This window comes from Nitrospira sp. MA-1 (assembly GCA_032139905.1).
Classification (GTDB): Bacteria; Nitrospirota; Nitrospiria; order Nitrospirales; family UBA8639; genus Nitrospira_E.
The window spans coordinates 202,170-226,793 of record JAQJDB010000003.1 but is presented as its reverse complement, the minus strand read 5'-3'; the positions used below and the strand labels follow the sequence as shown (position 1 = coordinate 226,793).

Genomic DNA, 24,624 nt, shown 5'->3' with positions numbered 1-24,624 from the left:
TGTCCGTCCTTCTCTTTAATGCAGGGCCTTTGGAGGGTGGGGAATTAATATGGAGCGAACCGTGCCATCGGGGTTGTGGGGAATCGGGTTAGGCACCATTCTGGTAGCCGGGGGAGTCTTGACCGTATTTGGATGGGACACCGAATCCGATTCCTCCAACCGTCTCCTTGCCGCCGCCATTCTTCTTGCCTGTTTCTGTGGAATCCTTGGGCAACAAGGCTCATCACGTGGTTCCGATGACGTGGGGCCCACCCTTCTGCTGGGCGGACTGGGCCTGGGGGGAGTGCTCGGTATGGAGCCGGTCAACCGGATCTTTGTGATCGGTCTTCTCGCCTATGCCGGATTTTTTCTGGCCCGACACCTGACTGCTTCTCTTCAAAAGACCCTGGCTCTGGTGCATGTTTCGTTAGCCCTGATGCTGGCTGTGCTGGCGATCTTCATGGAGGAAGGAGGTGGCGGTGTCGGAGTGCTGTTTCTGGTACTCACCTTTTTGCCACTTGTGCCTTTTCATCTGCCCTTTTTGGGCATCCTCCGGTCTTCCCGTGAATCTCTCGGCAGTGTCTGGCTTGTGGTCTGGCTGGCTGCGGGGCTGTCCCAGCTTCAGGACCTGGAGGCCATGCTGATACTCCATGTGGAATGGAAGGGCGTGTTGCCGGTGCTTGCGCTGGTGAGCGCCCTCTATGCCTCCCTGAAAGCGATGGGACACCGCCTCCCTCGTGAAGGCCTGGCCTATGCCACGATCACCTTCCTCGCGTTACTGTGGGGGTTGAGTGGTGAGTTTTCTCATATTGCGGAATGGGGGCTTCCCTTCGGGATGGCGGTCGCATTGTTGATGAGTGCGCTGTTGTGTGCGTATGCCTTTTTACACGAACGATACGGAGCTCATCCTCTGAACACTCTGCAAGGGTTGGGTGCCGGGCTGCCGCGTTTTCGGGGCATCTTCACGTTTTTAATTTCTCTGATTATGCTGTTACCGGTGCTGCCGGTAGTGGCCGCATTCCAGAATATTCCGCCCGACGCCCCTGAGGCACATTTCCTGTTCCCGGTTTGGCTGTTGTTGTTCACGGTGTGGCTTTCAGTCAGTTGGGTCTTTACCACGATGCTGCATCAAACCGCGTTCGGAAAGCCCCGACCCGATGTCCCCCATCGTGATTTATCGGTCTATGAACTCTGGACATTGCTCCTGTTGATGGGCACGGCAAGCGTGTGCGGAATGATGGCTTAATACGGTTGAATGTCTGATGCAACACACCAAGGGATGGAGACGATGACAGGTTCCACGGCACAGGAAGTCGAGTCATTTAAAGAAATCGAGCGCATCGAGGTCAGGTCGCTGATTCATTTAGCGAGTGAAACGATTTCCCAGTTCTGGCCCATGCAGACCTTCATTCACCACAATCCGCTTCATGGCCTGGAACACTTACCCATCCACCGGGCGATTGCGGAGGCCGGAACGTTTTTGGGAGGACGGGGATATTTACCCAATCAGGATTACCGTGACCTCTATCAACAGGGCCGGTTTTTGGAGGAGGCGATTACTGATGCCGTCGCACCGCTTGCCGGCAACCATTTTGTCACGATCGGTACGCGGAACATTTCCCACCTCGAAATCTTGCGGATGCTCCTGATTCATGGGACCGGCGCCGTCCCCCATGATGTCCGGAATGCCGTGTTTCTCAAGGCGTGTGAAGACCCCCGTGTGAGGGATTTGTTTCTCCGGCTTCAGCCCCGTGGCACGCATGGGGACGCTCACCTTTCCTTACGCCATCAGACAGATCAGGCCGGAAAGAATCTGGGGACACAGGAGACGCTGGCCGCATGGTGCGATCGGATGTGTGACACGTCCATTCAGGAAGAGATCAATCAGGAGCTCATCAAGTGGTGTGCGGGGTTCCTGGATCAAGGGCACGCTCCCTGGCCGATGCCCATGCGGGAAAAGACGTTTTATGGGAGTTGGAAGGCTTTGGCTCAGCGGGAGGGCTCCGGGTTCCTGCTGGGCATCCCGGATTGGACAAGCAAACTGCAACACCTTCCTGACCGGCCGGAAGATGCCGTCCTGGCCTGCCTCCAGTCCATGGGTGTTCCTCACGATCTTTGGAGCAATGTGTTTACCCTGCACTTGGCCCAGCTTCCAGGGTGGACCGGGTTTTTGAAGTGGCGAGCCGACCAGGTTGACCATGAATGGCAGACAGCCTTTCCCATCGATCTGGTTCAATATCTGGCGGTTCGTCTCTTTTACGAGCGTGAGTTGGTGCAGCGGGTGTGTCAGGATCGACTCCGACTTCCGGGCACCTATACGGCCATCCTGTCCTCCATGGAGCATTTTCCTTTTGGCTTCGGTCTCTACCGGATGTTTCTTGCTGGAAGGCTGGATCCGGAGATATTTCCCACATTGGACGAGACTCTATTCTCCACAACCCCGCTTTCCTTGCAAACGCTTGATGGCGTAGGACGTGAAGCGGACTCCAAATGGGGATCGGTCCAACAGGATTTAACGGCCAAGGGAGACACGTTGCTTCTTCGTCACCTGGCCGGATCACTGGGACTTCCGCTGAGTGACCTGGTGGAATGTCCGCTTGAAGTCCTGGATACGCTGCTGGATTGGACCACCAATTTTCCCGACTCCACGCATGGGCCCCTCTGGCTCCAGGCTTTTGAGATGAGCTATGTGAAAGGCTTCGTCAGGGGCCTTTCTCCCAATTTAGCCATCGTGCATGAAAGTGATTCCAAAAAGGACAAACCCAATTTTTCCAGACCGCCGGCCCAGGCGATGTTTTGTATTGATGTGCGCTCTGAGGGGTTCCGCCGGCATCTTGAAGAAGCGGGGGGGAATGAAACGTTCGGATTCGCGGGATTTTTCGGCCTTCCCATCTGTTTTCAGGGTTTTGGGAGTGAACAGGAAACGGATCAATGTCCGGTCCTGCTGAAACCCAAACACGTGGTCAGGGAAATTCCCCGTGCCTCTCAGGGAAAAGCGGCTGAACGATTTCTCGAACGTCAGACTCTGGCCAAGACCGGACATGCCCTGCTTCATGATTTGAAAGAAAATGTGATTACCCCGTATGTGATGGTGGAGGCGATCGGCTGGTTTTTCGGGTTCAGACTCTTCGGCCAGACGATTGCTCCGGCCTGGTACCGGACGTTCACCGCCTGGTTGAAGGAATGGTTTGCGATTCCGATTGCCACCACCTTAACCGTGGACAAATTGTCCAGGGAGGAGGCTGAAGAAATTGTGGCGTCTGAACATCGGGCGACAATTTATCGTCTCTTAATCGAACGCTACGGTCGTCTGGGTTTGGCCGTTCCGCACGATCAAGTGGATCGACTTCGCAGGCAGGCCTTGCAGCTTGAAACGGATAGCACGGAGGAAGATTCTCTAGACCGGTTGTTAGGATGGAATGCCAGCGGCCATGAACAGTTTCTGGGAGAGTTGCGAAAGGACTCCGGCATTCATCACCGGGCAGTCAGCCGGCGCATGCACCGGATTACCCAGAAAGGGTTTACGACAAATGAACAGGCCTATTATGTGGAAACCGCTTTGCGGATTATCGGGTTTACCACAGGCTTTGCCAGGCTAGTATTGATCTGCGGCCATGGGAGTGAATCGGAGAACAATCCCTATGAGTCGGCTCTGGACTGCGGGGCTTGCGGCGGTAACGAGGGCATCTCGAACGCGCGGGCTTTTGCGGCCATGGCCAATAAGCCTCTTGTCCGGCAGCTTCTTGCCCAGAAAGATATTTTTATTCCGCCAGACACCCATTTTTTACCGGGACAACACAATACCACCACCGACGAAGTGGAGTTGTACGATTTGGAGGACGTTCCCGCCACTCACCGGAAAGACCTTCAGCGCCTCCAACACGATCTGGAGGAAGCGGGACGCCGAAACAGTCAGGAACGATTGAGCCGCCTACCGGACGAGAGCGGCACGCCGTCGTTGCCAAGAAGTCTCAGTCTGGCCAAACGACGAAGTTGGGATTGGTCCCAGGTGAGGCCTGAATGGGGCTTGTCGAGACACTCGACGTTCATCATCGGCCGGCGGTTATTGACGCGGGGCTTGAATCTGGAAGGACGAGCATTTTTGCATTCCTACGATTACCTCCAGGACCCCACGGGAAAATATCTAGAGATTATTATGACGGCCCCGTTGATTGTGGGTAATTGGATCAACATGGAACATTATTTTTCCACCGTGGATCCCGAGGTATACGGAGCCGGGAGTAAGGTGTACCATAATGTCGTCGGCCGGATCGGGGTGATGTCTGGTTCCCAGAGTGACTTGCGCATAGGACTGCCCTTGCAGACGGTGTATGATGGTCCCAAGCCTTACCACGAACCGATGCGGCTCTTTGGCATCATTGAAGCGCCTTTGGAACGCATATCCCTCATCATTTCGAGGCACCAACTTTTGCAGAATTTAATCGGAAATCAGTGGATCAATCTGGTGGCCCTCGACCCGGTCACCATGGAGTTCTTTCTGTATGATTCACCGGAGGAGTGGCGGATTATTCTTTAATTCCCTTTTAAGGAGGCGTGCGACGTTATGACCATCAGGCTATACCCCATGAAAGAGATAAAAATCATTCTTGAAGGAGAACATATCCGTTTTGTCACCGATGTGCTGGATCGAATCAAGGCCAGCGGGTATACCGTCTTTAGTGATGTTTCAGGCAAAGGGCACAGCGGATACCATAAGGGTCACCTCATGTTCAATGATACGAGCAGTTTGCAAATGGTCCTGACTGTGGTGCCTGAGGATAAGGTCGAGCCCATCCTCTCGGCGCTGAAGCCCTTCCTCGAGCGGCATTCGGGAAGTTTATTTGTGCTCGATGCCAGTGTCTTGAGACCCGATCATTTTGAATCCACCAATTCCTAATCCTTTGTTTGACATGCCAAAGAGCCAGCCATTTTTGATGGTTGCGGAGCTTCTACATCTTTAATGGTATTTGAAGACCTGAAGAAAGGTTCCCTCCACCATAGTCCATATGTCCCTGCCCATCGTCTTTTATGTGAACGGCCTTCAACAGCGGATTGATTCACAGTTCAGCGTGGTGGGATTTCAATGATCTCTTCGGTACCGATAAAAAAAATTCGGTCGCCGGGGATGCGTGAGATATTGTATCCCCCGGTGAACGTGCCGAATGCCGGGAGGACCGCCGAGTCGGACCGAAACCAGAAGACCGGGCTCCGGAGCCGGTCTCCACGGCTGGCAAGTACAAAGGTGGGATGGAGATGCCCGGCGAGCGTAAACAGTCCCTCACAAGACATGGGTTGATGGGCATAGGCAAAGGGGGCCGCGACATGGGGTTCATTCAGCCACTTGACCCGCGAACCGAACATCCCCTGACTCTTCACGCAATCATGGTTGCCGGCGATCACGGCGATGTCCAACGACAAATGAGTTTTCACCCATCCTAAAAATTCATCCGGCCACGTCTCGGTATCTCCGGGGGCTGTGTGCATCAAATCGCCGAGCACGATGAGCTGTTCCGGCCGACACCAGGAGATGAGCCGGGAAAGACGCAGAAGATTGGAGGGGTGAATACCGTACGGCATGGCCAAACCGGCCCGTCCAAAGGCCGCTTCTTTCCCCAGATGGATATCAGCTACCAGTAATGTCCGGGTGGCGGGACGAAAGAGGGCTCGTTGACTATGGAGAATGAGGGTTTCCCCCGCGCAGTTCATGACCAGTTCTTGATGATGACCGGTTCGCGTGGATTTCATCTGCGATGACCGGTTCACACGCGTGCCATCCTGGCACCTGGCCGCTCGTGGGATTCCTGCTCCAGCGTGGCAATCATTTTCAGCACGCGTTCCTTCCATGTTTCGCTGGAAATCGTTTGACTTTGTATTCGCCCGGCCCAGAGGGGAAAGGCCAGGGGCGTCAGGCGTTTCGGATGGGTCAGAACGAGGGTTTGGGTGCCTATGCGCTCGAGGATGCGGGCCAGTCGGGCCGATTGAAGTTGGTTCTCCAATACCTCGCGCCACGCTTGATCGAGTAGCAGGTTATGGGGATCATAGGCCGTGAATACATCGTAGATGAGACTGCTCGAGGCCTGAATTTGTTTGGTGGTTTTACTTTTTCCGGGATATCCCTGAAAGACGAGTCCGGCGATGCGCGCGATATCTCGAAACTGGCGCCGGGCGAGTTCCGTGGTATTCACACACCCGTGAAGATCATCCAACAAATTCTGGGTCGTCAACATCTTTGCAAGAAGCGTTTCGTCCAGGTCGGGGTCTTCTTTCGATAATAATTCGAAGCCGTAGTCGTTGACGGAAAGTTTGAAGGTCATCGGACGGAGGCGGGTCAGCCTGTAGGCCAGGAGGGTCGCCAGGCCCTCATGCACCAGCCGCCCGCCGAAGGGGTAGCAAAACATGCTCACCCCGTCCCGTCCCTTTACCGTCTCACATAACAGGATGGAGGGATCGGGGACGCGAGACCAGCGGCTTTGGAGGGTAAGCAGATCCCCGATGGCCTGTATTTCGGGGTCGGGAACATCCCCCGCTCGGGAACGTCCGAGCAGAGCCAATACGCTGTCGGCCAACTCACTACTGAGCGGCATGCGCCCGCCCTGCCATCGAGGGACCGTTCGCGCTCCGTTCTTTGCATGCTGCACGTAAGCGGTCATGTCCTGGACCATCATCAATTTGACCAGTCGGCCGGCAAAGAGAAAGCGATCGTTTTTTCTGAGTTTGGCGATAAAATCCTCTTCAATATGACCGAGGAGCCCTCCACGTAGCCACCGGACCTGCATGGCCGTGCTGCTCGTGATCGTTCCGATACTCATCCGATGGTGGGCCGCAATACGTCGATCCTCCACCCGATAGACCCCATGGCTCTCGATGACTTTATGGAACTGCGGATAGCCCTGCAGCGTTTGGCCTCCCCGGGTGATAAAGTCCAACACCCATTGCCATTGCGCGTTCTGAAGACCGACGAAAGCCATCGTGGATTCAATTTCTTCCCGCATCGCCCCGGCTTCAAAGCCGCTGCCCAGGGCGATGGTAATGAGATGCTGCGCGAGCACATCCAGGCACCACCGGAGGGGGGGGCGGGATTCCAAAAGGCCGGCTTCCGCCGCATGCCGGGCGGCGGCGATTTCGACGAGTTCAAACGCATGGGTGGGGACGCACACCACTCGGGATTCGGCGCCAGGTTGATGACCGCTTCGGCCGGCCCGTTGTAACAGGCGGGCAATGCCCTTCGGACTTCCCACCTGAATCACCTGGTCCACGGGGCTGAAATCCACCCCAAGGTCCAGAGATGAAGTGCACACCACGCAGCGCAAGGCCCCGTCCCGCAATTTTTCTTCGATACGGTGACGCAAGGACTGATCGATCGATCCATGGTGGAGATCGATAACCGGCGTCCAGTCGGGCCGGGCTTTACAAAGAGCTTCCGCCCACTGTTCGGCCTGCGCCCGCGTATTGGTAAACAGCAGGGTGGTTCTGCTGTTTTCCAAAAGTTCAATGACCTGGGGAAGAAGCTGAAGTCCCAGGTGGCCGCTCCAGGGAAATTTTCCGGCTGAGACCGGGAGGACCGCCTCAATGTGAGTCGTTTTGGTCTGCGAATCCTGGATCACCATTCCCTCCCCATGCGGACCCAGCAAGGCCTCCATCGCCTCATCGACATTCCCCAGTGTGGCCGACAGACCCCAGGTCTGCAGGTCCGGCCGCCAGCCTCGAAGTCGGGCCAGACACAACTCAAGCTGAACCCCGCGTTTGGTTCCGATGAGTTCATGCCATTCGTCGACGATCACGGTATGCAGACGGTAAAAAAATTGGTCTGCTTCGGCGTAGCTCAATAGCAACGACAAACTTTCGGGGGTGGTGATGAGGGTGTTGGGAGGCTTTTGCCGTTGTCGGGAACGGACGGAAGAGCCGGTATCGCCCGTCCGGATCTCCACCCGCCAGGGCAGATCCAGGGCCTCGACCGAATCTCGTAGATTCGTTGCCAGGTCGTTGGCTAACGCGCGCAGAGGAGTAATCCACAAAACCTGCAACCCTTTGTTGTCGGCGGGGGTCTCGAGCGCCCGACGAACCGGCCCGAGCCAGGCGGCCAGGGTTTTTCCGCTACCGGTCGGGGAATAGATCAACCCAGACCGCCCTTGGCGATAGGCCCGCCAGGCTTCCCGTTGAAAGCGGAATCGGGTCCACCCTTTCGTCTTGAAATACGCGTCGATGCGTGCGCCTGTCCTCATGCTTGTCCCGTCCCCGGCAGGGAATGTACATCGGCAAGCGAGTCTGCATCTTTGGGATGAAGGTCCCGTCGCCATCGGGCAATTCGGGGAAACCGTAAGGCCACACCTGATTTGTGGCGGGATGACCGGTTGATCGCCTCGAAGGCCAATTCGAAAACTTGTTCGGGTTTCACGGAGCGCACGGGCCCGAATCGTTTCAGGGTATTTTGCCGTATCCATTTATCTAATTCGTAAATTTCCTCATTGCTCAGCCCGGAATAGGCTTTGGCAATCGGAACCAATTCCTGATCCTGCCACACGCCGAACGTATAGTCGGTGTATAAATTGGCGCGGCGCCCATGGCCCGGTTGGGCATACATCATGACCGTATCAAGGGTGTGAGGAGTGATTTTCCATTTCCACCAATGTCCGCGCCGACGCCCGACTTCATACATGGCGTTCCGGTGTTTCAACATCAATCCTTCCACGAGTCGTTCCCGCGATTGCGTCTGCAACTGTGCGGCCTCCTCCCAGCTGGCTGCAGACAGCAGCGGCGAAATTTTCAGGACCGGTCCGGCTTGATCGAGGAGCGTGTCCAGCAGGGCACGCCGTTCCGTCGTCGTATGCTGACGCATGTCCTGGCCTTCATGCTCGATGAGGTCATACGCCATGAAACAAATGGGAATGTCCTGCAGCAGTTTTTTGCCGACCGTCTTGCGGCCAAGCCGGCGTTGCAGGATCGTAAAGGGCATGACGCCCGTTTCCTCGGACCAGGCCAGAATTTCTCCGTCGAGCACGGTCCCATCAGGTAATCCATACGCGGCGTCCCTCACTTCAGGATAGCGATCAGTGACCAGTTCTTCTCCGCGGGTCCAGATGTAACATGCCCCAGGCCGTCGCAAGAGTTGAGCTCGGATGCCATCCCACTTCCATTCCACCAACCACTCGCGCGAGTCGCCCAATTGCGCCTTCAGCTCATGAGGAGTTTTCTGTTGCTCAAAGGGGCTGGCCAGGCAAAAAGGGTACGGGCGGGAATGATCGGTGGAGCCGTCATCCGGAGCGATCAATTGGTCATAAAATTGCGGGGTCGGTTCCCAATGGCCCATCAGCCGGTGCAGAATGACCGGCCGCGGTAAATTGGCGCTGTCGGCTAATGCGCGGGCGACGAGAAGATGGGAGACGCCAACCCGGAGCGAGCCGGTCAGGAGTTTATTCACCAAATAGCACGTATCGTAATCAAGATATTGCCACCAACTTTGGATCCGCCGTCGTTGTTGGTCAGGAGGTTCCATGCCTAACACCAGCATTTCTTTCTCCATCCATTCCGATAGGGAATGTTTGATTGAAGTTGGCGCTCGGGTATCGGTCAGTAGTGCCGCAGTTTCAGCCAGGTCCCCGACACTGGCGTACGTTTCCTCCACCAACCAGGCCGGAAGATTCGAGGCCTCGATCATCCATTGCCTCAAGTTGGCCGGTCCCACCTTTCGCTTGAACCGGCGGCCGGACAGAAAATACAGCGCCCAGGCGGCATCCGCCGGGGGGACCGACTCAAAATACCGGCGCAGGGCTGTGAGTTTGCCGTTTGTCGAGGTGGTCTGATCCAAAGCCCGGTAAAGGTTGGCAAACCGTTTCATCCCGACTCCAGGTCCGCAAAAGGTGATCCCAGGCTGATCGCATCCACGCCCTGCTCTCCGAGGTATCGGACCAAAATATCGGAATACCCATGATGCAGTTGGATACGGCTCGCTCGGCTGTCCTCAAACGTTTGCAGCAGCGATGGCCAGTCTGCGTGATCGGACAGGACAAAGCCCCGATCATACCCGCGGCGACGGCGATTGCCGCGTACCCGCATCCAGCCTGAACAAAAGCCGGTCTGAGCGCCTTTAAACCGTCGCATCCATGGCGATCCCAGCGCGCCGGGAGGAGCCAGAATCATTTCACCGGCATAGTCCCGTTTGTTTTGGAGGTCGATTTTCTCCGCCGGCACCATGGGAATGCCCGCTTCTCGATAGATATCCACGATGGGTAAGATGGCACCATGCAGAAACACTCTGCGGTCGGTGAGTTTTTTGAGCTCAGCCAACACGCGCTGTGCCTTCCCCAATGCGTAACAGAACAAAACCGAGACCTGGTGGAGTTCGATGTTTTCGTCCCACCACGCCAGGATGTCCCGGGCCACCTGCCCGGCGGGGGGCCAACGATAAATCGGAAGGGCAAACGTGGCTTCGCTGATCAACGTATCGCAGGGAACGACCTCAAACGGCTGACAGGTCGGATCGTGGTCCCGTTTGAAATCCCCGGTCACCACCCACACCTCTCCTTGATGCTCCACGCGGACCTGAGCCGAACCCAAAATATGGCCGGCCGGGTGCAAACTGACTGTGGTTTCCCCAAGAGTAAATGGTTCCCCATAGGAAACCGTATGCAAAGAAATGTCGTTGGACAAACGTTTCTGCAAAATCGGTGACGATCCAAAGGTGGTGAAGTAGGTCTCGGCGACATTTCTGGCATGATCGGCATGTCCATGGGTGATGACGGCCCGCTCGATCGGTCCTCGGACCGGATCGATGTAAAACCTCCCCTGGGGACAGTACAGGCCGTAGGGGGTCATTTTGATCAATGCGGTTTCAGGTGTGAAAGAAGTCATATTTGCTCTGATTAGGGGTAACCCATAATTGTATCAAATGGGCGTACCTTCCAAGGTAGGCGAAGGTCTTCAGCTTCCGCCAGAAGGGGAAAAATATGGTTTGGGAAGGAAAAAAAGACGAAAAGGTTAGACACGTGACATATGGCGGGCCTTGTGAGGAGGGCAAAGGAGTGAACCCGTTGTGTGGCATCGCCTGTCGACACCATTGAAAAGGATTCGAGATATGTGGAGACAACATGCCAAACAGAATGATGTTGTGAGAGCTGAAAATCGTTGGCTCCATTTCCTGAAGCCAAGTACGGGAACTATGCTCTATGTCTTCTGTAGATCTACCGGCTAAGCGAGATCCTTCGTTCCACTTAGGATGACAAGAGTTTTACGGTCTCCTTGTCGTAGAAAGCCGGGAGGAAACGGGTCCGTTTCTTCCCGGCTGCCTGGTGTCCCTCAAGTTGACTTTCGAGGCTCAGTTCTCCGGCGACCACATGCGGAGCCGGAGGCTGTTGGTGACGACACTGACTGAGCTTAGGGCCATGGCCGCACTGGCCAGGATAGGGCTGAGCATAATGCCCCAGATGGGATAGAGGATACCGGCCGCAATCGGAATGCCTACCACATTATAGATAAAAGCCCAGAATAAATTTTGCTTCATGGTCTTCATGGTCTGCCGGGCCAACTCGATGGCAGACCCGACTGCTCGCAGATCATTGCGCATGAGCGCGACATCGCTGGCCTCAATGGCGATATCGGATCCCGCTCCCATGGCGATGCCGATATCCGCTTGGGCGAGGGCGGGTGCGTCGTTCATTCCGTCACCGACCATGGCGACGACTTCTCCTGCCGATTGGAGCCGCGTAATTTCCGCCACCTTTCCTTCCGGTAAGACACCCGCCACCACCCGTGCGATTCCGGCCATTCGTGCCACCGCTTCTGCCGTTCGTTGGTGATCGCCAGTGAGCATCGTGACCTGATACCCCAGCCGGTGCAGGCGGTCAACCACCTCGCGAGAAGAGGCTTTCAGTGGGTCCGCGATGGCCACTAAGGCCGCCACGATTCCGTCGATGGCCACATACACGGGGGTTTTTCCTTCTCTGGCGAATCGCTCGACATCCTGTTGGATGGCGGTGGTCTGAATGTCCAACTCAGACATGAGTGCGAGATTCCCTACTGCGACCTTTCGTCCCTCAACCATACCTACGGCGCCTCGCCCGGTCATCGCTTGAAACGCGTGCACCGGGAGTAAGGAGTTTTTCCTGATTGCGGCATGCCGCACGATGGCTTGGCCAAGCGGATGTTCCGACGAACTTTCCACTGAGGCGACCAGACGAAGGATTTCTTGGGAGGAATGTGTGGTGCCGGGGGCGGAGAGAATTTCGGTGACGGCCGGTTGTCCTTCGGTGAGCGTACCGGTTTTGTCCATGACGATGGTCGTGACCTGGCTGGCCCGTTGGAGCGCTTCTCCACCTTTAATGAGTACGCCCAGTTCGGCTCCTTTTCCGGTGGCCACCATGACGGCTGTGGGCACCGCCAATCCCATTGCACAGGGGCAGGCGATGATCAGCACCGACACGGCGGCGACCAGGGCGCGTATCGCAGGGGCAGTATCCGCCATGACAAACCACACCATAAATGTGGCAATCGCCAACGACAGGACCACGGGGACAAAGATTCCGCTGACACGGTCGGCCAGTTTTTGAATTGGTGCGCGGGACCCCTGGGCCTCGCGCATGAGTTGCACAATGCGAGAGAGGACACTGTCTGTGCCCAAAGTCGTGGCGTGATATTGAAACGCGCCGGTGGTATTCATGGTTCCCCCGATCAGGCGATCGCCGGGTTTTTTGTCGACGGGCATGGATTCTCCCGTCAGCATCGATTCGTCGACTGAGCTGGTTCCGGCGAGCAAAGTGCCATCCACGGGGATGCGTTCCCCTGGGCGGACCAGCACCGTGTCTCCGGTTCGCATTTCTTCCACCGGAATCTGCCGTTCCCGGCCGTCCCGGATGATCCGGGCGGTTCGGGGTTGAAGCGTCATGAGTTTTCGCAAGGCCGCTGATGTTTGGCGCTTGGCTCTTGATTCAAGGGCATTTCCCGTCAGGATCAACGCAATGATCATGATGACGGCCTCATAATAGAGTTCCGGCGCCATGCCCCGGCTGAGAAAGATCTCCGGCGCGAGGGTGGCCAGAAGGGAGAAGAGAAAGGCTGCCCCGGTGCCAACCGCCACCAGGGTATTCATGTCGGCCGAATGGTGGCGGAAGGCCGCCCAGGCCCGCGTATAAAAATGCCTGCCTGCCCAGGTCATGACGAAGATGGTCATGGCGAGCAGGGTTACCGAGAGCCAAGCCGTATCCACTGAATAGAGCCCGGGGGCGAATGATCTAAGGAAGGGTGTCATCCATCCCATAATCCATTGCATGAACGGATCGGTCACCCCATCGTGCGCGTGTGTGGGTCCGGAACTCATGAGCGGCATGGAGAGCACCATGGCGACCACCCCGAGTATCCCGCTGACAATCGCCTTGTTGCGAAATGATCGAAATTCCTGAGCTTGAGTCTGTTCCTGTTGGGCCTGCTCATCCTGGTCCATGTGGTCGGGGGAATTGATCTCCGCTTTATACCCGGTCTGGGTAATGGCCTGTCTGACCGAATCCGCGCTCGTGGTGCCGGGATCGTAAGTTACCTCGGCCGATTTCAACATGAGATTGACTGAGGCCTGAAGGACGCCGGGTTCCTTGTCCAGCGCGCGTTGCACGCGGATTTGGCAGGCGGCGCAGGTCATCCCGCCGACCGAGAGACTCACTTTCCGGGTTGGGGCCATGTCAGGCGGTTCGTCTCGTTTCCTCCTGGGAGGATGCGATCGTGTTCTCTCTGTTTTTGCGATGACGGTGTTCATGTACGTCTCCTTATTCTTGTTGCTCGATGTGAAGTGGGTACCATGTGATTTCAATATTCAGGTATTAAAAAAATACGACTGCCTCGGTTCAGCTCTCACCCTGCTGTCATCCTGAGGAACTCTGTCATCCTGAGTGAATGAAGCGAAGGATCTCGCTCAGCCTAGATATCTGCACCTGGGCACAGATCCTTCGCCAGGGGCTCAGGATGACAAAATCGGCAGAACGAAGGTTCATTTCCCGTTCACCGCTTGGATGATTGCCTGGTTTCTTCGGTGTTCTGAATTCGCTTACCCGCCATGGCCTGGGCCATGAAGAAGTACCAATTGACCCAGACAATCGCGGTCAGTCCACCGATGATGACGGTCCATTCAATGGTGCTCATACGGCCTCCACATTGAGCCGGGCTTTATAGCCTTCCTCCTCGATCGCGTAAATAATTTCTTCTGGTGTGATGGTTTGAGGATAAAAGCCAAGGGTGGCCTCACCAATTTTCACCTGATCCACCTTCACACCCTTCAAATTGGATAGGATGTTGGTGATGCCTTGAACGCAATGACCGCAGCTCATGCCTTGAATCGTGAGTGTGAGATCTTCCATGGGAACCTCCGTTTGTTGGAATTTGTTTGTGTGTGGGGCATGTCACGTTCTGTGTCCGACATGCCCCGTTTGTTTATATAGACGGAGCCCTACCTCGATTCTTACAGTTGGGAATGTTGAAAAAGGCCGCCAGCGGCGTTCTCACCCCTTGGCCGTGCTCACGTACTCCTTCGTACGCTCCGCCCGTTCAAGAGGCTGCGGCCTTGCTGGACGGACCTTTTTGAACATTCCATTGGGACAATTTACCTGTTGAAAAGGGAAGGAATTCTAGTAAAACAAAGATGAGGAGGGAAGCGGGAGGCTTCGTGCAATGGGGCGTGAAAACTTATTCGCAGGTGCAATTCAAGCAGCCATGTTTACTGCAAATCCCGCAGGAATCTTCCAGGGACTTGCGCAAGGCATGGCGCGCCCGATGCAAACGGACCGTGAGGTTATTCGTGGTGATTTGTAAATCCTTGGCGACGGATTGAAGGGATTCTCCGGACAAATCAATCCGTCGAATGATGGCGGCATATTCGGGCTTGAGGGTCAATACGAGGCGATCCAGACAGGCACAAATCGTCGGTTGTAGTTCATCCAGAGAAGGGACCTGATGGGTGCCCAGTGTCTCGGTCTCGTCAAGAAAAGCCTGGAACCGTTTGTTGTCCGTTTCTTTGCTTCGATAATAATCAATCAGCGCATGTCGAAGGATTTGGTAGAACCAGGGGATGATCCGGTCCATCTGTTTGATGGAATGGAAATGGGCCAATGCTTTCATGAAGCATTGTTGCAGGAGGTCTTCGGCGAAGGCAGGATTGCCGAGTCGGCGGGTCAGGAAGGCGTGAAAGGCCTGGCGATGATCAGTGAGCTGCTTCATCACCTCATCTAAGAGGGGATGGTGTTGGGCATCTTTCCCCATTTCGGATGTGGATTCAGTTTCCATTTGCTACTCCAGGTTGTCGCCAACCACTCCAGCAGGATGAGACGATATCATGCCCGGCCGGCATTCGGGAAGATCGGGTACGGAAGAGACGAGCTGGAAGAATAGATTCCCGCTTACGACCGGCGGAATTGATGAATGGAAAGGGCAAGGAAAGGATACCCGGTATTTTATAGTCATTCCAAATAATTTCCGAAATGTTGCTGGTTGGGTAAAACACCATCGTTCGTTGCCGGCCAACCGGTGAACGTCCACAACACCACAGCACATCGTGAAATGCGATGTGTAGTTCCCTAAGCCCCTCAACCCATTCATTCCCCTTGACCGGCGCCTGGCGTCCGGTCCCAGAGGTGAAGGCTCTCATCAACGGGCGGGCCCTGTTTGAGCCCTTCGAAAACTCAGGTCAGGCTCCGCGAGTTGGTCCGCCCTCGATGGACCTACGTCGGCACGCTTTAATTATGATCCGACGCCTGCCGGCTGGCCCAAAGGAGGGACGCTCTTATCAGCTTGCGGACCTTGTTTGAGCCTAGCGAGTTGGTCCGCTCTCTTCAGAGTTAGCGTCCCTCCTCTTCAAGGAGGCCAGACGGGGCGTCAATGGTTTTGGGTCCTTTTGCCGAAACAAAAGGACCTCGGCTGCCGGGCCGAAACCCGGCATCTATACTACGATTCACATCATTTCCAGTAAGTAAGATGTGGGTGGAAGCAGGCATGACTTTGCTCCGAACACAGCAGAAGTTTATTGGAATGCCTATAGAGAGAGAGGGAGGGAATTTTGAAGGAAGTCAGGCATTAACCCGGCCACATTTTCATAATGGCCACGGACGACGAACTTCCCAGGCGGGAGGCTCCGGCATTGACCAACGCCACGGCCGTGATCAGGTCGCGTATCCCGCCGGCAGCCTTGACCCCTATCCGTTGTCCGACAATGCCCCGCAGAAAACCCACGCCTTCAATCGTGGCTCCGCTGCCGGTGAATCCGGTCGATGTTTTCACAAAGTCGGCCCCGGCCTTCTCTACCAGTTGGCAGCCAATTTGCTGTTCTTCCTTATTTAAGAGCGACGTTTCGAGAATGACCTTGACCAGGATTTTTGAAGAGTGGGCACGCCGTGCGACGTTCACGACGCCCTGGATATCGTCCAGGACGGCTCCATGATTGCCCGCTCGAAGCAAGCCAAGCTGGATGACCATATCCAATTCATGCGCCCCGGCTTCAATCGCCAGTTTGGCCTCGTAGGCTTTCACGTCCGGAAGCGTGTTGCCGTGAGGAAAGCCAATGACCGTGGCAATTCGGACTGGAGATCCCGCCAGGCACCGCGTGGCCAGCGGGACCCAGAGCGGTGCGACACAGACCGCCCCGAAGCCGAACGTACCGGCCTCTTCGCAGACCTGTCGTATCTCGTCTTTCGTGATTTCCGGTTTTAACGCAGTATGGTCAATGATTTTGGTGAATTCGTCGCGGGTCATCCTGGGTGTTCCGATGAGCGTTTAGAGAAGTTGGGAGGGCCTCATCTAATTTGTATGATTGTACTGTCCCTCATCGGTACCAAGATCAGACAAGGAAGAGGAATCGACAGGGGGCACAGATTACAATGTCTTGCGAATGTTGTCGTAGCCTTTTTTTAGTTCGTCCAGCACAAGTCCCAGTCCGGAAGACACGGACTCGGTTGTGTGACCGGCTTCCTTGCGGACTGCTTCCATCTTGGTCTTGACGTCTTCCCACCGTGTTTCAAGTTTCGCCCATTCATCACGCGCATCCGCTTTGGCCAGGTGGAGTTTGACCTGAAGCTCGTCACGCTGACGCTTCAGATCATCTGCAATTTTTTGAAGCTGTTCTAATGTGTGCCCCATGTTTATCTCCTTTCATTATTCGAACCGTATGAATAATTCTATTCTAGATTAACAAGAAATTAGCCTAAGAGTGTACCCAGGCACATTGGCGAAAAGGATCAACGTTAAGCAGGCTCCTAACCGTGGTGTGGAGGAAGGCAGGAAACGTGTTGATTTCCAGGCATAGGCGAGGGAGCGGGGCGCCTGGTCCTGTGGAGCGGGAGATGCTGTTGGGTGGCGTAACGGTTGACGAGTGGGAGTGGATATCTAATAAGGATCGTTCGGCGCGATCGTGTCCTCTGTCTTCACTTCGTAAGGAACAATATCGCAGGTGCAGCCGTTGACCTTTCGATCCACATACATGGACCAATGACCATCCCGGTTTACATCATGCCAATAGAATAAGGGCCATTCTTTGGTTTCGACGACTGAATTCCAATGTTCATTATATTCCGAGATGAGGATTTGACGGGCGGTTTTGTAATCCACGATTCCGTCTTTGCGTAGGGAATATTCCCGCATGTAGAGGCCGGTTACAATATTGATATCTTCGTCGACCAAGTAGGCCTCGTCCGGTTCGGGTGGCGGCATTTCGGCTTCGGCTATTTTTCCTCCAACGAGAACAAGGGCTAATCCGATGGCGCATGCTTGAATGGGGATTGTCGTTTGCATGACATCCTCCTTGGCTTGAGGCCTTTTGCCCGACTACCTTGTCGTGTGTGAGCTTTCTAATCCGTTGTTTAGAGCAACTGCTATGCCAAAGAAGAAGTGTGTGATTGTTTTGTTTCGGGGGGAAACAACCTATTGAGTTGTAAGGAATTAGAATAATGACGAGGTAAGTGAGGGCAGGACGCACACGTCACTATTTTGCCTATGGGTTATCCCTTTAGACACAATTTATAATTATTTGACACCCACCGATGGCTTTCACCAGGCGTAGGCTTCGGGGGCCGGACCCCCAGGTCCGGGGAAGATCGTATCGAGCTTTTTTAACACATCCTTGGAGAGAGTTAATTCGGTGGTGCGCATGGTGCCCTTTAACTGGTCCATAGTTCGGGGACCAATGATGGGTGCCGTGACGGCTGGTTGATGAAGGAGCCAGGCCAGGGCGACATGTGCAGGCGCTTCGCCTAATTCCCGGCACAGCGTTTCGTAGGCTTCCAATCGTGGACGGTATTTTTCCACGTTCTTCCGCAGATCCTCATCGGCCCGTCGTCCGCTCGTCGCCGGTTCAAGCGCCCCGGCCAGGAGGCCGCGCGCGACCGGACTCCAGGGAATTAAGCCAATGCCGTATGCTTCACAGGCCGGAATGACCTCAAGCTCAATCATGCGGTCATTCAGGTTGTACAAACTTTGTTCGGCCACCAGTCCAAGGAAATTCCGGTGCCTGGCCATTTCCTGCGCTTGGGCCAGATGCCATCCGGCAAAGTTACTACTCCCCACGTATAAAACTTTTCCCTCGCGCATGAGTTGTTCCATGGCCTGCCAGATTTCCTCCCATGGAGCATGCCGGTCAACATGGTGCATTTGATACAGGTCAATATAATCGGTTTGGAGCCGTCGCAAACTTGCTTCACAGGCCCGCTTGATATGGAGTGCGGACAAACGGGATTGGTTGGGCCAGTCTCCCATCCGCCCGAACACTTTGGTGGCCAGCACGACTTTTTCCCGGCGGTTGCCTCCTTGTGCAAACCAACGCCCGATAATCTGTTCGGTAATCCCTTCCCCCACCTCCCAACCATATACGTCTGCGGTATCGAAAAAATTGATGCCGAGTTCCAATGCCGTATCCATGATGGGTCCACTGTCGGCTTCTGTGGTTTCCGGACCAAAATTCATTGTGCCCAAACACAACCGACTGACTTTTAATCCTGATCGACCAAGATGGACATATTTCATTCAGCCACTCCTCATGAAAGATTTGGGAAACCGGGAAAAAGTTCTTTCACACCCTACCAAGAATACCGAAACTTCTTCCAGAAGATGAGGACCACCAGCCGTGGAATGGATGCGGTGTCGGGTGCACGGTCCATCCAAGACGTCCCTCCTGTCGATTTTGAATTGGTTTACCATTTGGCGTAAGATGAACCCACCCTTCACGATTGTTGTGGGAAGTCCCATACAAGCAGGAGGTCCTGCAGCGTCATGTCGATTCAATACAGCATCGACAGCACCGATCATATCCGGTTTATCAATGAGGCCTGGTTGCAGTTCGCCTGCCAAAATGACGGAGCACACCTGAGTCGTGCCTATGTCATCGGAAAGTCGCTTTGGGAGTTCATCGATGGGGAAGATAACAGACAGATTCATCGGTTGATTTTGAATACGGTTAGGGCCACACAAAGAGTTCAGGAAATCAAATTCCGCTGTGATTCTTCAGTCTGTCGCCGATATTTTCTCCTTACCGTGTCTCCTCTCCCTGAGGGCGAACTGATGTTCTCAACACATCCCCTTCGTGAGGACTCACGGAGCCCCGTTCCCTTACTTGACCCTGATGTGAAGAGGGGAAGGCAATATCTCAGGATCTGTAGTTGGTGTATCAAAGCCTGCCTCTCGAATCAGAATTGGGTGGAACTGGAAGAAGCTCTTTCCCGTCTTGATCTTCTAGGTGGCGGAATCATGCCAAATCTGACGCACGGGGTTTGTCCCGACTGTCAGGTTACCATTGAGAAGGAGTTGAAAAACCCGAAGTGACCAGGTAGAACAGTGCTGGCTCTGTTCATTGCCATGGAATCCCGTGTGCTCGAAAAAATCTGACATGGTGGTGTATAGTCGTTTAGCGTATTCATGGACAAAAGGACGCAAGTCTCTGTGCCCCGTTGTTCTTTGTGAGATTCATTTTTGGTTAATTGGAGGGTAGTATGGCCGTAAAAAAGAAGTCGATCCGTCAAGCACCTAACAAACGCACTCCTTCTTCCAACAAAAAACAGACGCCTTCTCGCAAAAAAACACCAGCTTCCTCCAAGAAAGGATCAGCCTCCTCCAAAAAAGGGACAGTTTCCTCCAAAAAAGGGACAGCCACTCGAAAAAAAGTGGGTGCCTCCAGAAAATCGCAACAGCCTCAACGCGCCCGTTCTTCTCGGGCACCGGGAGGGCTGGCCAAAACAATTGAGTCTCTCAATGAACGCCTTGATATTATGCTACCTGAAGTGATGTTCAGGATTGCCGCGATTGAGCACCTCTTAGTGAAGAATCAATTATGCCTGTATGATGAACTGACCAATGCGAGGCAATTTATTCAAGAACAGGAACATACCTAATCGGCATGTCCAGAGCAGGGGCCACTTTCGAATCAGCATGAGAGGCCCGGCCGGCATTTATCCCATGATAAAGAAGGAAAAATTATGAGCGTCGATATTCGTGAAACCATCGGGCATAATATGCAGCGCGATCTTGAAGGTGTAAGCGAAGACACCTCTGTGGTGAATGCGGTGAGTCTTATGGCGGCCAGACGGATTGGGAGTCTCGTTGTCCATTCGGCAGGGCAGGAATCTCAGCAAAGAAAAATTATCGGGCTCATTTCAGAGACCGACCTTATTCGCCTGGTCATAGCCAAGGACCTGACTCTGGCCGGAACGAACGTGGGGCAGATTATGGCAAGCCCGTTACTCTCCATTCCCTCTGATCGAACGATGCTGGATGCCAGCCATTTCATGGAGAAAAATGGCATTCGGCATCTTTGTGTGACAGAAGGGGAAGGGGTTGTCGGGCTGATTTCCGTTCGCGATCTGGTGAAACATTTTGTTTATGCTGAGAAAGGGCCGATTCGCGATCTTGATGATGTGTACCGGCCCCTCAGTGTGCTGATGCGGCGTGACATTGAAACGATCGATCGGGAAGCGACACTCATCACCGTCGCCCAGCGTATGACCGACAAGCGGATTGGTGCCCTTATGGTCACGCAGGCCGGCGAGATGGTGGGGATTGTCACGGAGCGTGATCTGGTCTATAAGGGTTTGGCTCAGAACCGGAATCTGACTCAGGCCAGGGCGGGTTCCGTGATGACGCAAGCGCTGATCGATATTGATATCAACCGGACTGTGCATGATGCCAGCGATCTTATGGCCGAAAAAAATATTCGGCATCTGCCCATTACGGAAAACCATGCCATTGTGGGAATTTTGTCCGTGAGGGATCTGATGCGAATGATTTCCGTCAGGGATCGCCCAAGATTTCTCAATCAGCCATCATAATGCTCCTTCCCTCTGGCAGGATTGATTTGACCAAAGAAAGGAGCGCAACCATGGGAAACACCAAAGGGTATGCGGCGTTGCAAGCCGGCGCCACACTCGAACCGTTCAGCTTTGACCGGCGACCGGTCGGATCGAATGACGTTCTGATCAAGATCGACTATTGCGGAGTCTGCCATTCCGACATTCATCAGGCGCGTGACGAATGGGGCGGATCAATTTTTCCCATGGTCCCGGGCCATGAGATTGTCGGGACCGTGACGATTGTGGGAAAAGACGTCAGGAAGGTTCGGCAAGGTGAGAGGGTCGGAGTAGGATGTTTTGTCGACTCATGTCGCACCTGTCCGGCATGCACCCAGGGTGTAGAACAATATTGTGAACCGGGAATGATTCCGACCTATAACGGGCTGGATAAAAACGGTCACCCCACCTATGGCGGGTATTCCCACCACATCGTTGTCAATGAACAGTACGTGCTGAAAATCCCGGAAACTCTCTCGATGGAAGGTGCAGCCCCACTCTTGTGTGCCGGAATTACGACTTACTCTCCGCTGCGACAATGGGGTGTGGGAAAAGGACATAAGCTCGGGGTCGTGGGGTTGGGGGGGCTTGGCCATATGGCTGTGAAATTTGGAAAGGCCCTTGGAGCGGAGGTCACTGTTTTTAGCCGCACCGACCAAAAGCGGGTGGAGGCTGAACGTCTTGGGGCCACAGCATTTGCTGCGACTTCGCAGGAGGGGACGTTTAGGCGTTTGGCGGCTCAGTTTGATTTTGTCATTGATACGGTTTCGGGCCAGCATGATTACAATGCTCATCTCGAATTACTGAAAACCGATGGCACATACATTCTTGTCGGTGCGCCGAGTGAGCCGATTGCCCTTGGGGCGTTTCAGCTTATCATGCGGCGGCGACGTCTGGTGGGCTCCCTGGTTGGCGGGATTCGCGAGACGCAGGACATGCTGAATTTTTGCGGGGAGCATGGCATCACATCTGATGTGGAAGTCATTCCCATCCAACAAATTAATGAAGCCTACGAACGCGTCCTGCGGGGCGACGTCCGTTTCCGTTTCGTCATCGATATGGCATCGTTACCTGATACGCCAGAATGAATTCGTTTATTTTCGTGTTCGTTCTGTCTTATCGTTTTCCACTTTTCAAAGGAAATCTTCGGGAAGTGAGCCCTGGTGTATAATGAGGCCGTAGTGTCCGGCTGTATGAGTGATGATGCGGTCCCATTGGAAATTGTCTGCAATTGTCTACTATTCCGCCTGAAATTCTTGTTTCCCTGCTGCTTGTGAAGCAATAGGCGTTGGGAGAGGGAACCTAGCCTTTATCCGCAAACTTTTTCCTTCCACCAAAAAAATGTTTGCGATTAAAGGAATCTCTGGTAGTCTTGACCATAAGGGAGATTGCCATGATGGGAATGGTGGTGCATCTCGTTATTCTTCTGATGTTGGTCTGGCCCACGGACAGTTTGGCCCGCCGCGCCTCTTTAACTTCTGAACAAAAAACACAGCTCTCCAGGATTCAAATAATTTGGATTTCTACCCTGGCGCTGAGCGAAAATGGCTTTGTGTCCTCGGAGATTATCCTCAACGTGGTCCAACGGCGTTTCGAAGAGCTCGGATTTCAGGTGGTCACAGATGCCGCCCAACCGCATGATGTGGAATTCCACGTAATCTGTGAAGAACGGAAGCACGAACAAAGCGTTGCACGCTATGGCGGAGATGCTGAGCTGACCCATACGCCGGACCGGCTCTGGTATGGCCCGGCCTGCCAGTTATCTTATCGCCTGGAGAGGAAGGACCTTGGGTGGCACAAAGAAGTGCGTGCCTCCATTCAGGAGGATTCCGTCCTTCCGCGAGAGGCTCAGGCCGTAGACATCGGAGCTTCTGTCTTTGAACAACTCACACGGGAACTTGAAACACTTGATTTTCCGGTTATGCTACTGAGTGAATGGGGACAGACGCATCGACTGGTGGCCTTGCTCACCGATCCTGAGACACCCCAAACCCGTCAAATGGTTATTCTTGATTTGCTCCGTCAGTTCCCTGACCGGGAAGCCCTTCCTTATCTCTTGACACGAATTGAACAGGGGCATTCCCCTAATGAATCCATTTTCGCTCTGTCCGGGTTGGGCCATGAGGTGGTTCCGCATCTTCAACACCTGTTTGAATGTCAGGACCAACCGGTCCCGATTCGAGCTGCCGCTGCCAAGGGTTTAGGAAGAATTTTGCGAGCAGACGGGGATGCTGAGGTGATGACGATGTTGCTGAAGTATCTGTCCCATGCTGTGTTGAAGATTAGGTCTTCCTCGGATATCGAATTTCCTGTGCTCACGGAAGTCGTGTGGGCTGTCGGGTCCATTCATCATCAACCAACGGTGAAACTGATTGGCACGCTTCAAGACCGGATCTGGCTCATTTACGATAACTCACCGGAGATGAAGAAGCTGCGGGATGTGGTGAGCGTTGTCCACAAATATTTGGACCCCAGTCAGATTTGAAATGGGGAACGGGAGTTGGACCATATGACCACTAGGAGTGGCTGAAGAAACAAGGTAGATTTTAAGACTGTTGAATCATTTTAAATTCCCACCAGTTCCAGCCCTAACTATTTCATTGCTGAGCAATCGAGAGCAATGCGGAGAGTGTTCAAAAAGCCTGTCCAGTAAGGCATCAGCAAGTTAGCGCGCGGAGCGTACACGCAAGTACGTGAGCATGACAACGAGGCGAGAACGCCGCTGGCGGGCCCTTCGGCCCGACTCAGGGCATGTTTTTTAACACTCTCCCTTAGGTTGGTGGAAGAAGGGGCCCCGCCCATTGACCTTTAATGCGCTGCACATCCACAAGATTATTCGGCGGACCCAAATCTGCCATGAGCTTGGTGTCAATCCTGCCATGACCCACATACAATAGTCGGGGTTCACTCACGCCCGGCGCTTTAAACCAATACCATCCGGGACAGTCAGGTGTTGTGTGATTCCAGGTTGGAATCATGTGGCGCAGGTCACGTTCCAGTGTAGCTTGCACCTGGTTCGCGTCATGCTGACCGATTAATGATCGGATGCCTGCATATAGTGCTTCCGCATGAGCGTGCAATGTCATTGTCCTGAGAATCCTTTCTTTTAAACCTTCGTGAAAGATCGCCATCCAACATACGTCATTTTCTTTCCGGGACTCAACTGGTTGCATGATCCGGAAAACATGTGACGCCTCTTTCGGCTCAATGGTTTTGCCAATCAAAAATCTGTCATCTCGTTCGTCCTATCTGACAATGGGTAGAGTGCACGGCATGAGCAGAAATTTGAGCAAAGTGATTCACGGGAACAACCGCATTGGCTTATTGGGAAATCACACAGGAGGCACCATGT

22 protein-coding genes are annotated in these 24,624 nt (G+C 54.3%); 8 read left to right on the top strand and 14 right to left on the bottom strand.

The window, feature by feature from the left end:
* Nucleotides 1–49 precede the first annotated feature (49 nt).
* From PJI16_02960 to PJI16_02950, 3 genes are read left to right on the top strand one after another with little or no spacing between them, the layout of a single operon-like run.
* On the top strand, nucleotides 50–1,225 hold the full coding sequence (locus PJI16_02960) for a hypothetical protein (protein ID MDT3776517.1): 1,176 nt from the start codon (nucleotides 50–52) through the stop codon (nucleotides 1,223–1,225).
* Between the two features lie 42 nt (nucleotides 1,226–1,267).
* Nucleotides 1,268–4,516, top strand: coding sequence for a DUF2309 domain-containing protein (locus PJI16_02955; protein MDT3776516.1), 3,249 nt, complete (start codon nucleotides 1,268–1,270; stop codon nucleotides 4,514–4,516).
* A 27-nt stretch (nucleotides 4,517–4,543) separates the two neighbouring features.
* A complete protein-coding gene (locus PJI16_02950) occupies nucleotides 4,544–4,876 on the top strand; it encodes a P-II family nitrogen regulator (GenBank protein MDT3776515.1) in 333 nt (110 codons plus the stop codon).
* Between the two features lie 167 nt (nucleotides 4,877–5,043).
* Here the strand turns inward: PJI16_02950 and pdeM are convergent, their stop codons facing one another.
* From pdeM to PJI16_02885, 13 genes are all read right to left on the bottom strand, one after another.
* Nucleotides 5,044–5,742, bottom strand: coding sequence for a ligase-associated DNA damage response endonuclease PdeM (pdeM, locus tag PJI16_02945; protein ID MDT3776514.1), 699 nt, complete (start codon nucleotides 5,740–5,742; stop codon nucleotides 5,044–5,046).
* Nucleotides 5,739–8,201, bottom strand: coding sequence for a ligase-associated DNA damage response DEXH box helicase (locus PJI16_02940; protein ID MDT3776513.1), 2,463 nt, complete (start codon nucleotides 8,199–8,201; stop codon nucleotides 5,739–5,741). Before PJI16_02940 ends, pdeM begins: the two co-directional genes overlap by 4 nt.
* Complete coding sequence (locus tag PJI16_02935) at nucleotides 8,198–9,814, bottom strand: ATP-dependent DNA ligase (protein MDT3776512.1); 1,617 nt, start codon at nucleotides 9,812–9,814, stop codon at nucleotides 8,198–8,200. Before PJI16_02935 ends, PJI16_02940 begins: the two co-directional genes overlap by 4 nt.
* Nucleotides 9,811–10,827, bottom strand: a complete 1,017-nt coding sequence (locus tag PJI16_02930; protein MDT3776511.1) for a ligase-associated DNA damage response exonuclease — start codon at nucleotides 10,825–10,827, stop codon at nucleotides 9,811–9,813. The genes PJI16_02935 and PJI16_02930 overlap by 4 nt, the downstream gene beginning before the upstream one ends.
* A 463-nt stretch (nucleotides 10,828–11,290) precedes the next feature.
* Nucleotides 11,291–13,717, bottom strand: a complete 2,427-nt coding sequence (locus PJI16_02925; protein MDT3776510.1) for a heavy metal translocating P-type ATPase — start codon at nucleotides 13,715–13,717, stop codon at nucleotides 11,291–11,293.
* Nucleotides 13,718–13,959: 242 nt separating this feature from the next.
* Entirely contained in the window at nucleotides 13,960–14,100 is a 141-nt protein-coding gene (locus PJI16_02920; GenBank protein MDT3776509.1) for a hypothetical protein, read from the bottom strand.
* Nucleotides 14,097–14,315, bottom strand: a complete 219-nt coding sequence (locus PJI16_02915; GenBank protein ID MDT3776508.1) for a cation transporter — start codon at nucleotides 14,313–14,315, stop codon at nucleotides 14,097–14,099. Before PJI16_02915 ends, PJI16_02920 begins: the two co-directional genes overlap by 4 nt.
* A 325-nt stretch (nucleotides 14,316–14,640) precedes the next feature.
* Nucleotides 14,641–15,237 (bottom strand): sigma-70 family RNA polymerase sigma factor, encoded by a 597-nt coding sequence (locus PJI16_02910; GenBank protein ID MDT3776507.1) that lies wholly within the window; start codon nucleotides 15,235–15,237, stop codon nucleotides 14,641–14,643.
* A complete protein-coding gene (locus PJI16_02905) occupies nucleotides 15,227–15,598 on the bottom strand; it encodes a hypothetical protein (protein ID MDT3776506.1) in 372 nt (123 codons plus the stop codon). The genes PJI16_02910 and PJI16_02905 overlap by 11 nt, the downstream gene beginning before the upstream one ends.
* A gap of 425 nt (nucleotides 15,599–16,023) precedes the next feature.
* The gene (gene deoC, locus PJI16_02900) at nucleotides 16,024–16,698 is read right to left on the bottom strand and encodes a deoxyribose-phosphate aldolase (protein MDT3776505.1); all 675 of its coding nucleotides are present in this window, start codon (nucleotides 16,696–16,698) and stop codon (nucleotides 16,024–16,026) included.
* A 120-nt stretch (nucleotides 16,699–16,818) separates the two neighbouring features.
* On the bottom strand, nucleotides 16,819–17,082 hold the full coding sequence (locus tag PJI16_02895) for a hypothetical protein (GenBank protein MDT3776504.1): 264 nt from the start codon (nucleotides 17,080–17,082) through the stop codon (nucleotides 16,819–16,821).
* Between the two features lie 246 nt (nucleotides 17,083–17,328).
* Nucleotides 17,329–17,733 (bottom strand): hypothetical protein, encoded by a 405-nt coding sequence (locus PJI16_02890; protein ID MDT3776503.1) that lies wholly within the window; start codon nucleotides 17,731–17,733, stop codon nucleotides 17,329–17,331.
* Between the two features lie 255 nt (nucleotides 17,734–17,988).
* Nucleotides 17,989–18,960, bottom strand: a complete 972-nt coding sequence (locus PJI16_02885; protein MDT3776502.1) for an aldo/keto reductase — start codon at nucleotides 18,958–18,960, stop codon at nucleotides 17,989–17,991.
* A 246-nt stretch (nucleotides 18,961–19,206) separates the two neighbouring features.
* Here PJI16_02885 and PJI16_02880 point away from each other — a divergent pair, with 246 nt between their 5' ends.
* The 5 genes from PJI16_02880 to PJI16_02860 all read left to right on the top strand — a co-directional run bounded on the left by PJI16_02880 (nucleotide 19,207) and on the right by PJI16_02860 (nucleotide 23,757).
* On the top strand, nucleotides 19,207–19,755 hold the full coding sequence (locus PJI16_02880) for a PAS domain-containing protein (protein ID MDT3776501.1): 549 nt from the start codon (nucleotides 19,207–19,209) through the stop codon (nucleotides 19,753–19,755).
* Nucleotides 19,756–19,922: 167 nt separating this feature from the next.
* Nucleotides 19,923–20,321 (top strand): hypothetical protein, encoded by a 399-nt coding sequence (locus tag PJI16_02875; protein ID MDT3776500.1) that lies wholly within the window; start codon nucleotides 19,923–19,925, stop codon nucleotides 20,319–20,321.
* Nucleotides 20,322–20,405: 84 nt separating this feature from the next.
* Entirely contained in the window at nucleotides 20,406–21,254 is an 849-nt protein-coding gene (locus tag PJI16_02870) for a CBS domain-containing protein (GenBank protein ID MDT3776499.1), read from the top strand.
* A gap of 50 nt (nucleotides 21,255–21,304) precedes the next feature.
* The gene (locus tag PJI16_02865) at nucleotides 21,305–22,360 is read left to right on the top strand and encodes an NAD(P)-dependent alcohol dehydrogenase (protein ID MDT3776498.1); all 1,056 of its coding nucleotides are present in this window, start codon (nucleotides 21,305–21,307) and stop codon (nucleotides 22,358–22,360) included.
* 305 nt (nucleotides 22,361–22,665) lie between these two features.
* Nucleotides 22,666–23,757 carry a hypothetical protein gene (locus tag PJI16_02860; GenBank protein MDT3776497.1) on the top strand — a complete coding sequence of 364 codons (1,092 nt, stop codon included), beginning with the start codon at nucleotides 22,666–22,668 and terminating at the stop codon, nucleotides 23,755–23,757.
* Nucleotides 23,758–24,043: 286 nt separating this feature from the next.
* Here PJI16_02860 and PJI16_02855 read toward each other — a convergent pair whose 3' ends face one another.
* Nucleotides 24,044–24,358 carry a hypothetical protein gene (locus tag PJI16_02855; GenBank protein MDT3776496.1) on the bottom strand — a complete coding sequence of 105 codons (315 nt, stop codon included), beginning with the start codon at nucleotides 24,356–24,358 and terminating at the stop codon, nucleotides 24,044–24,046.
* Nucleotides 24,359–24,624 lie beyond the last annotated feature (266 nt).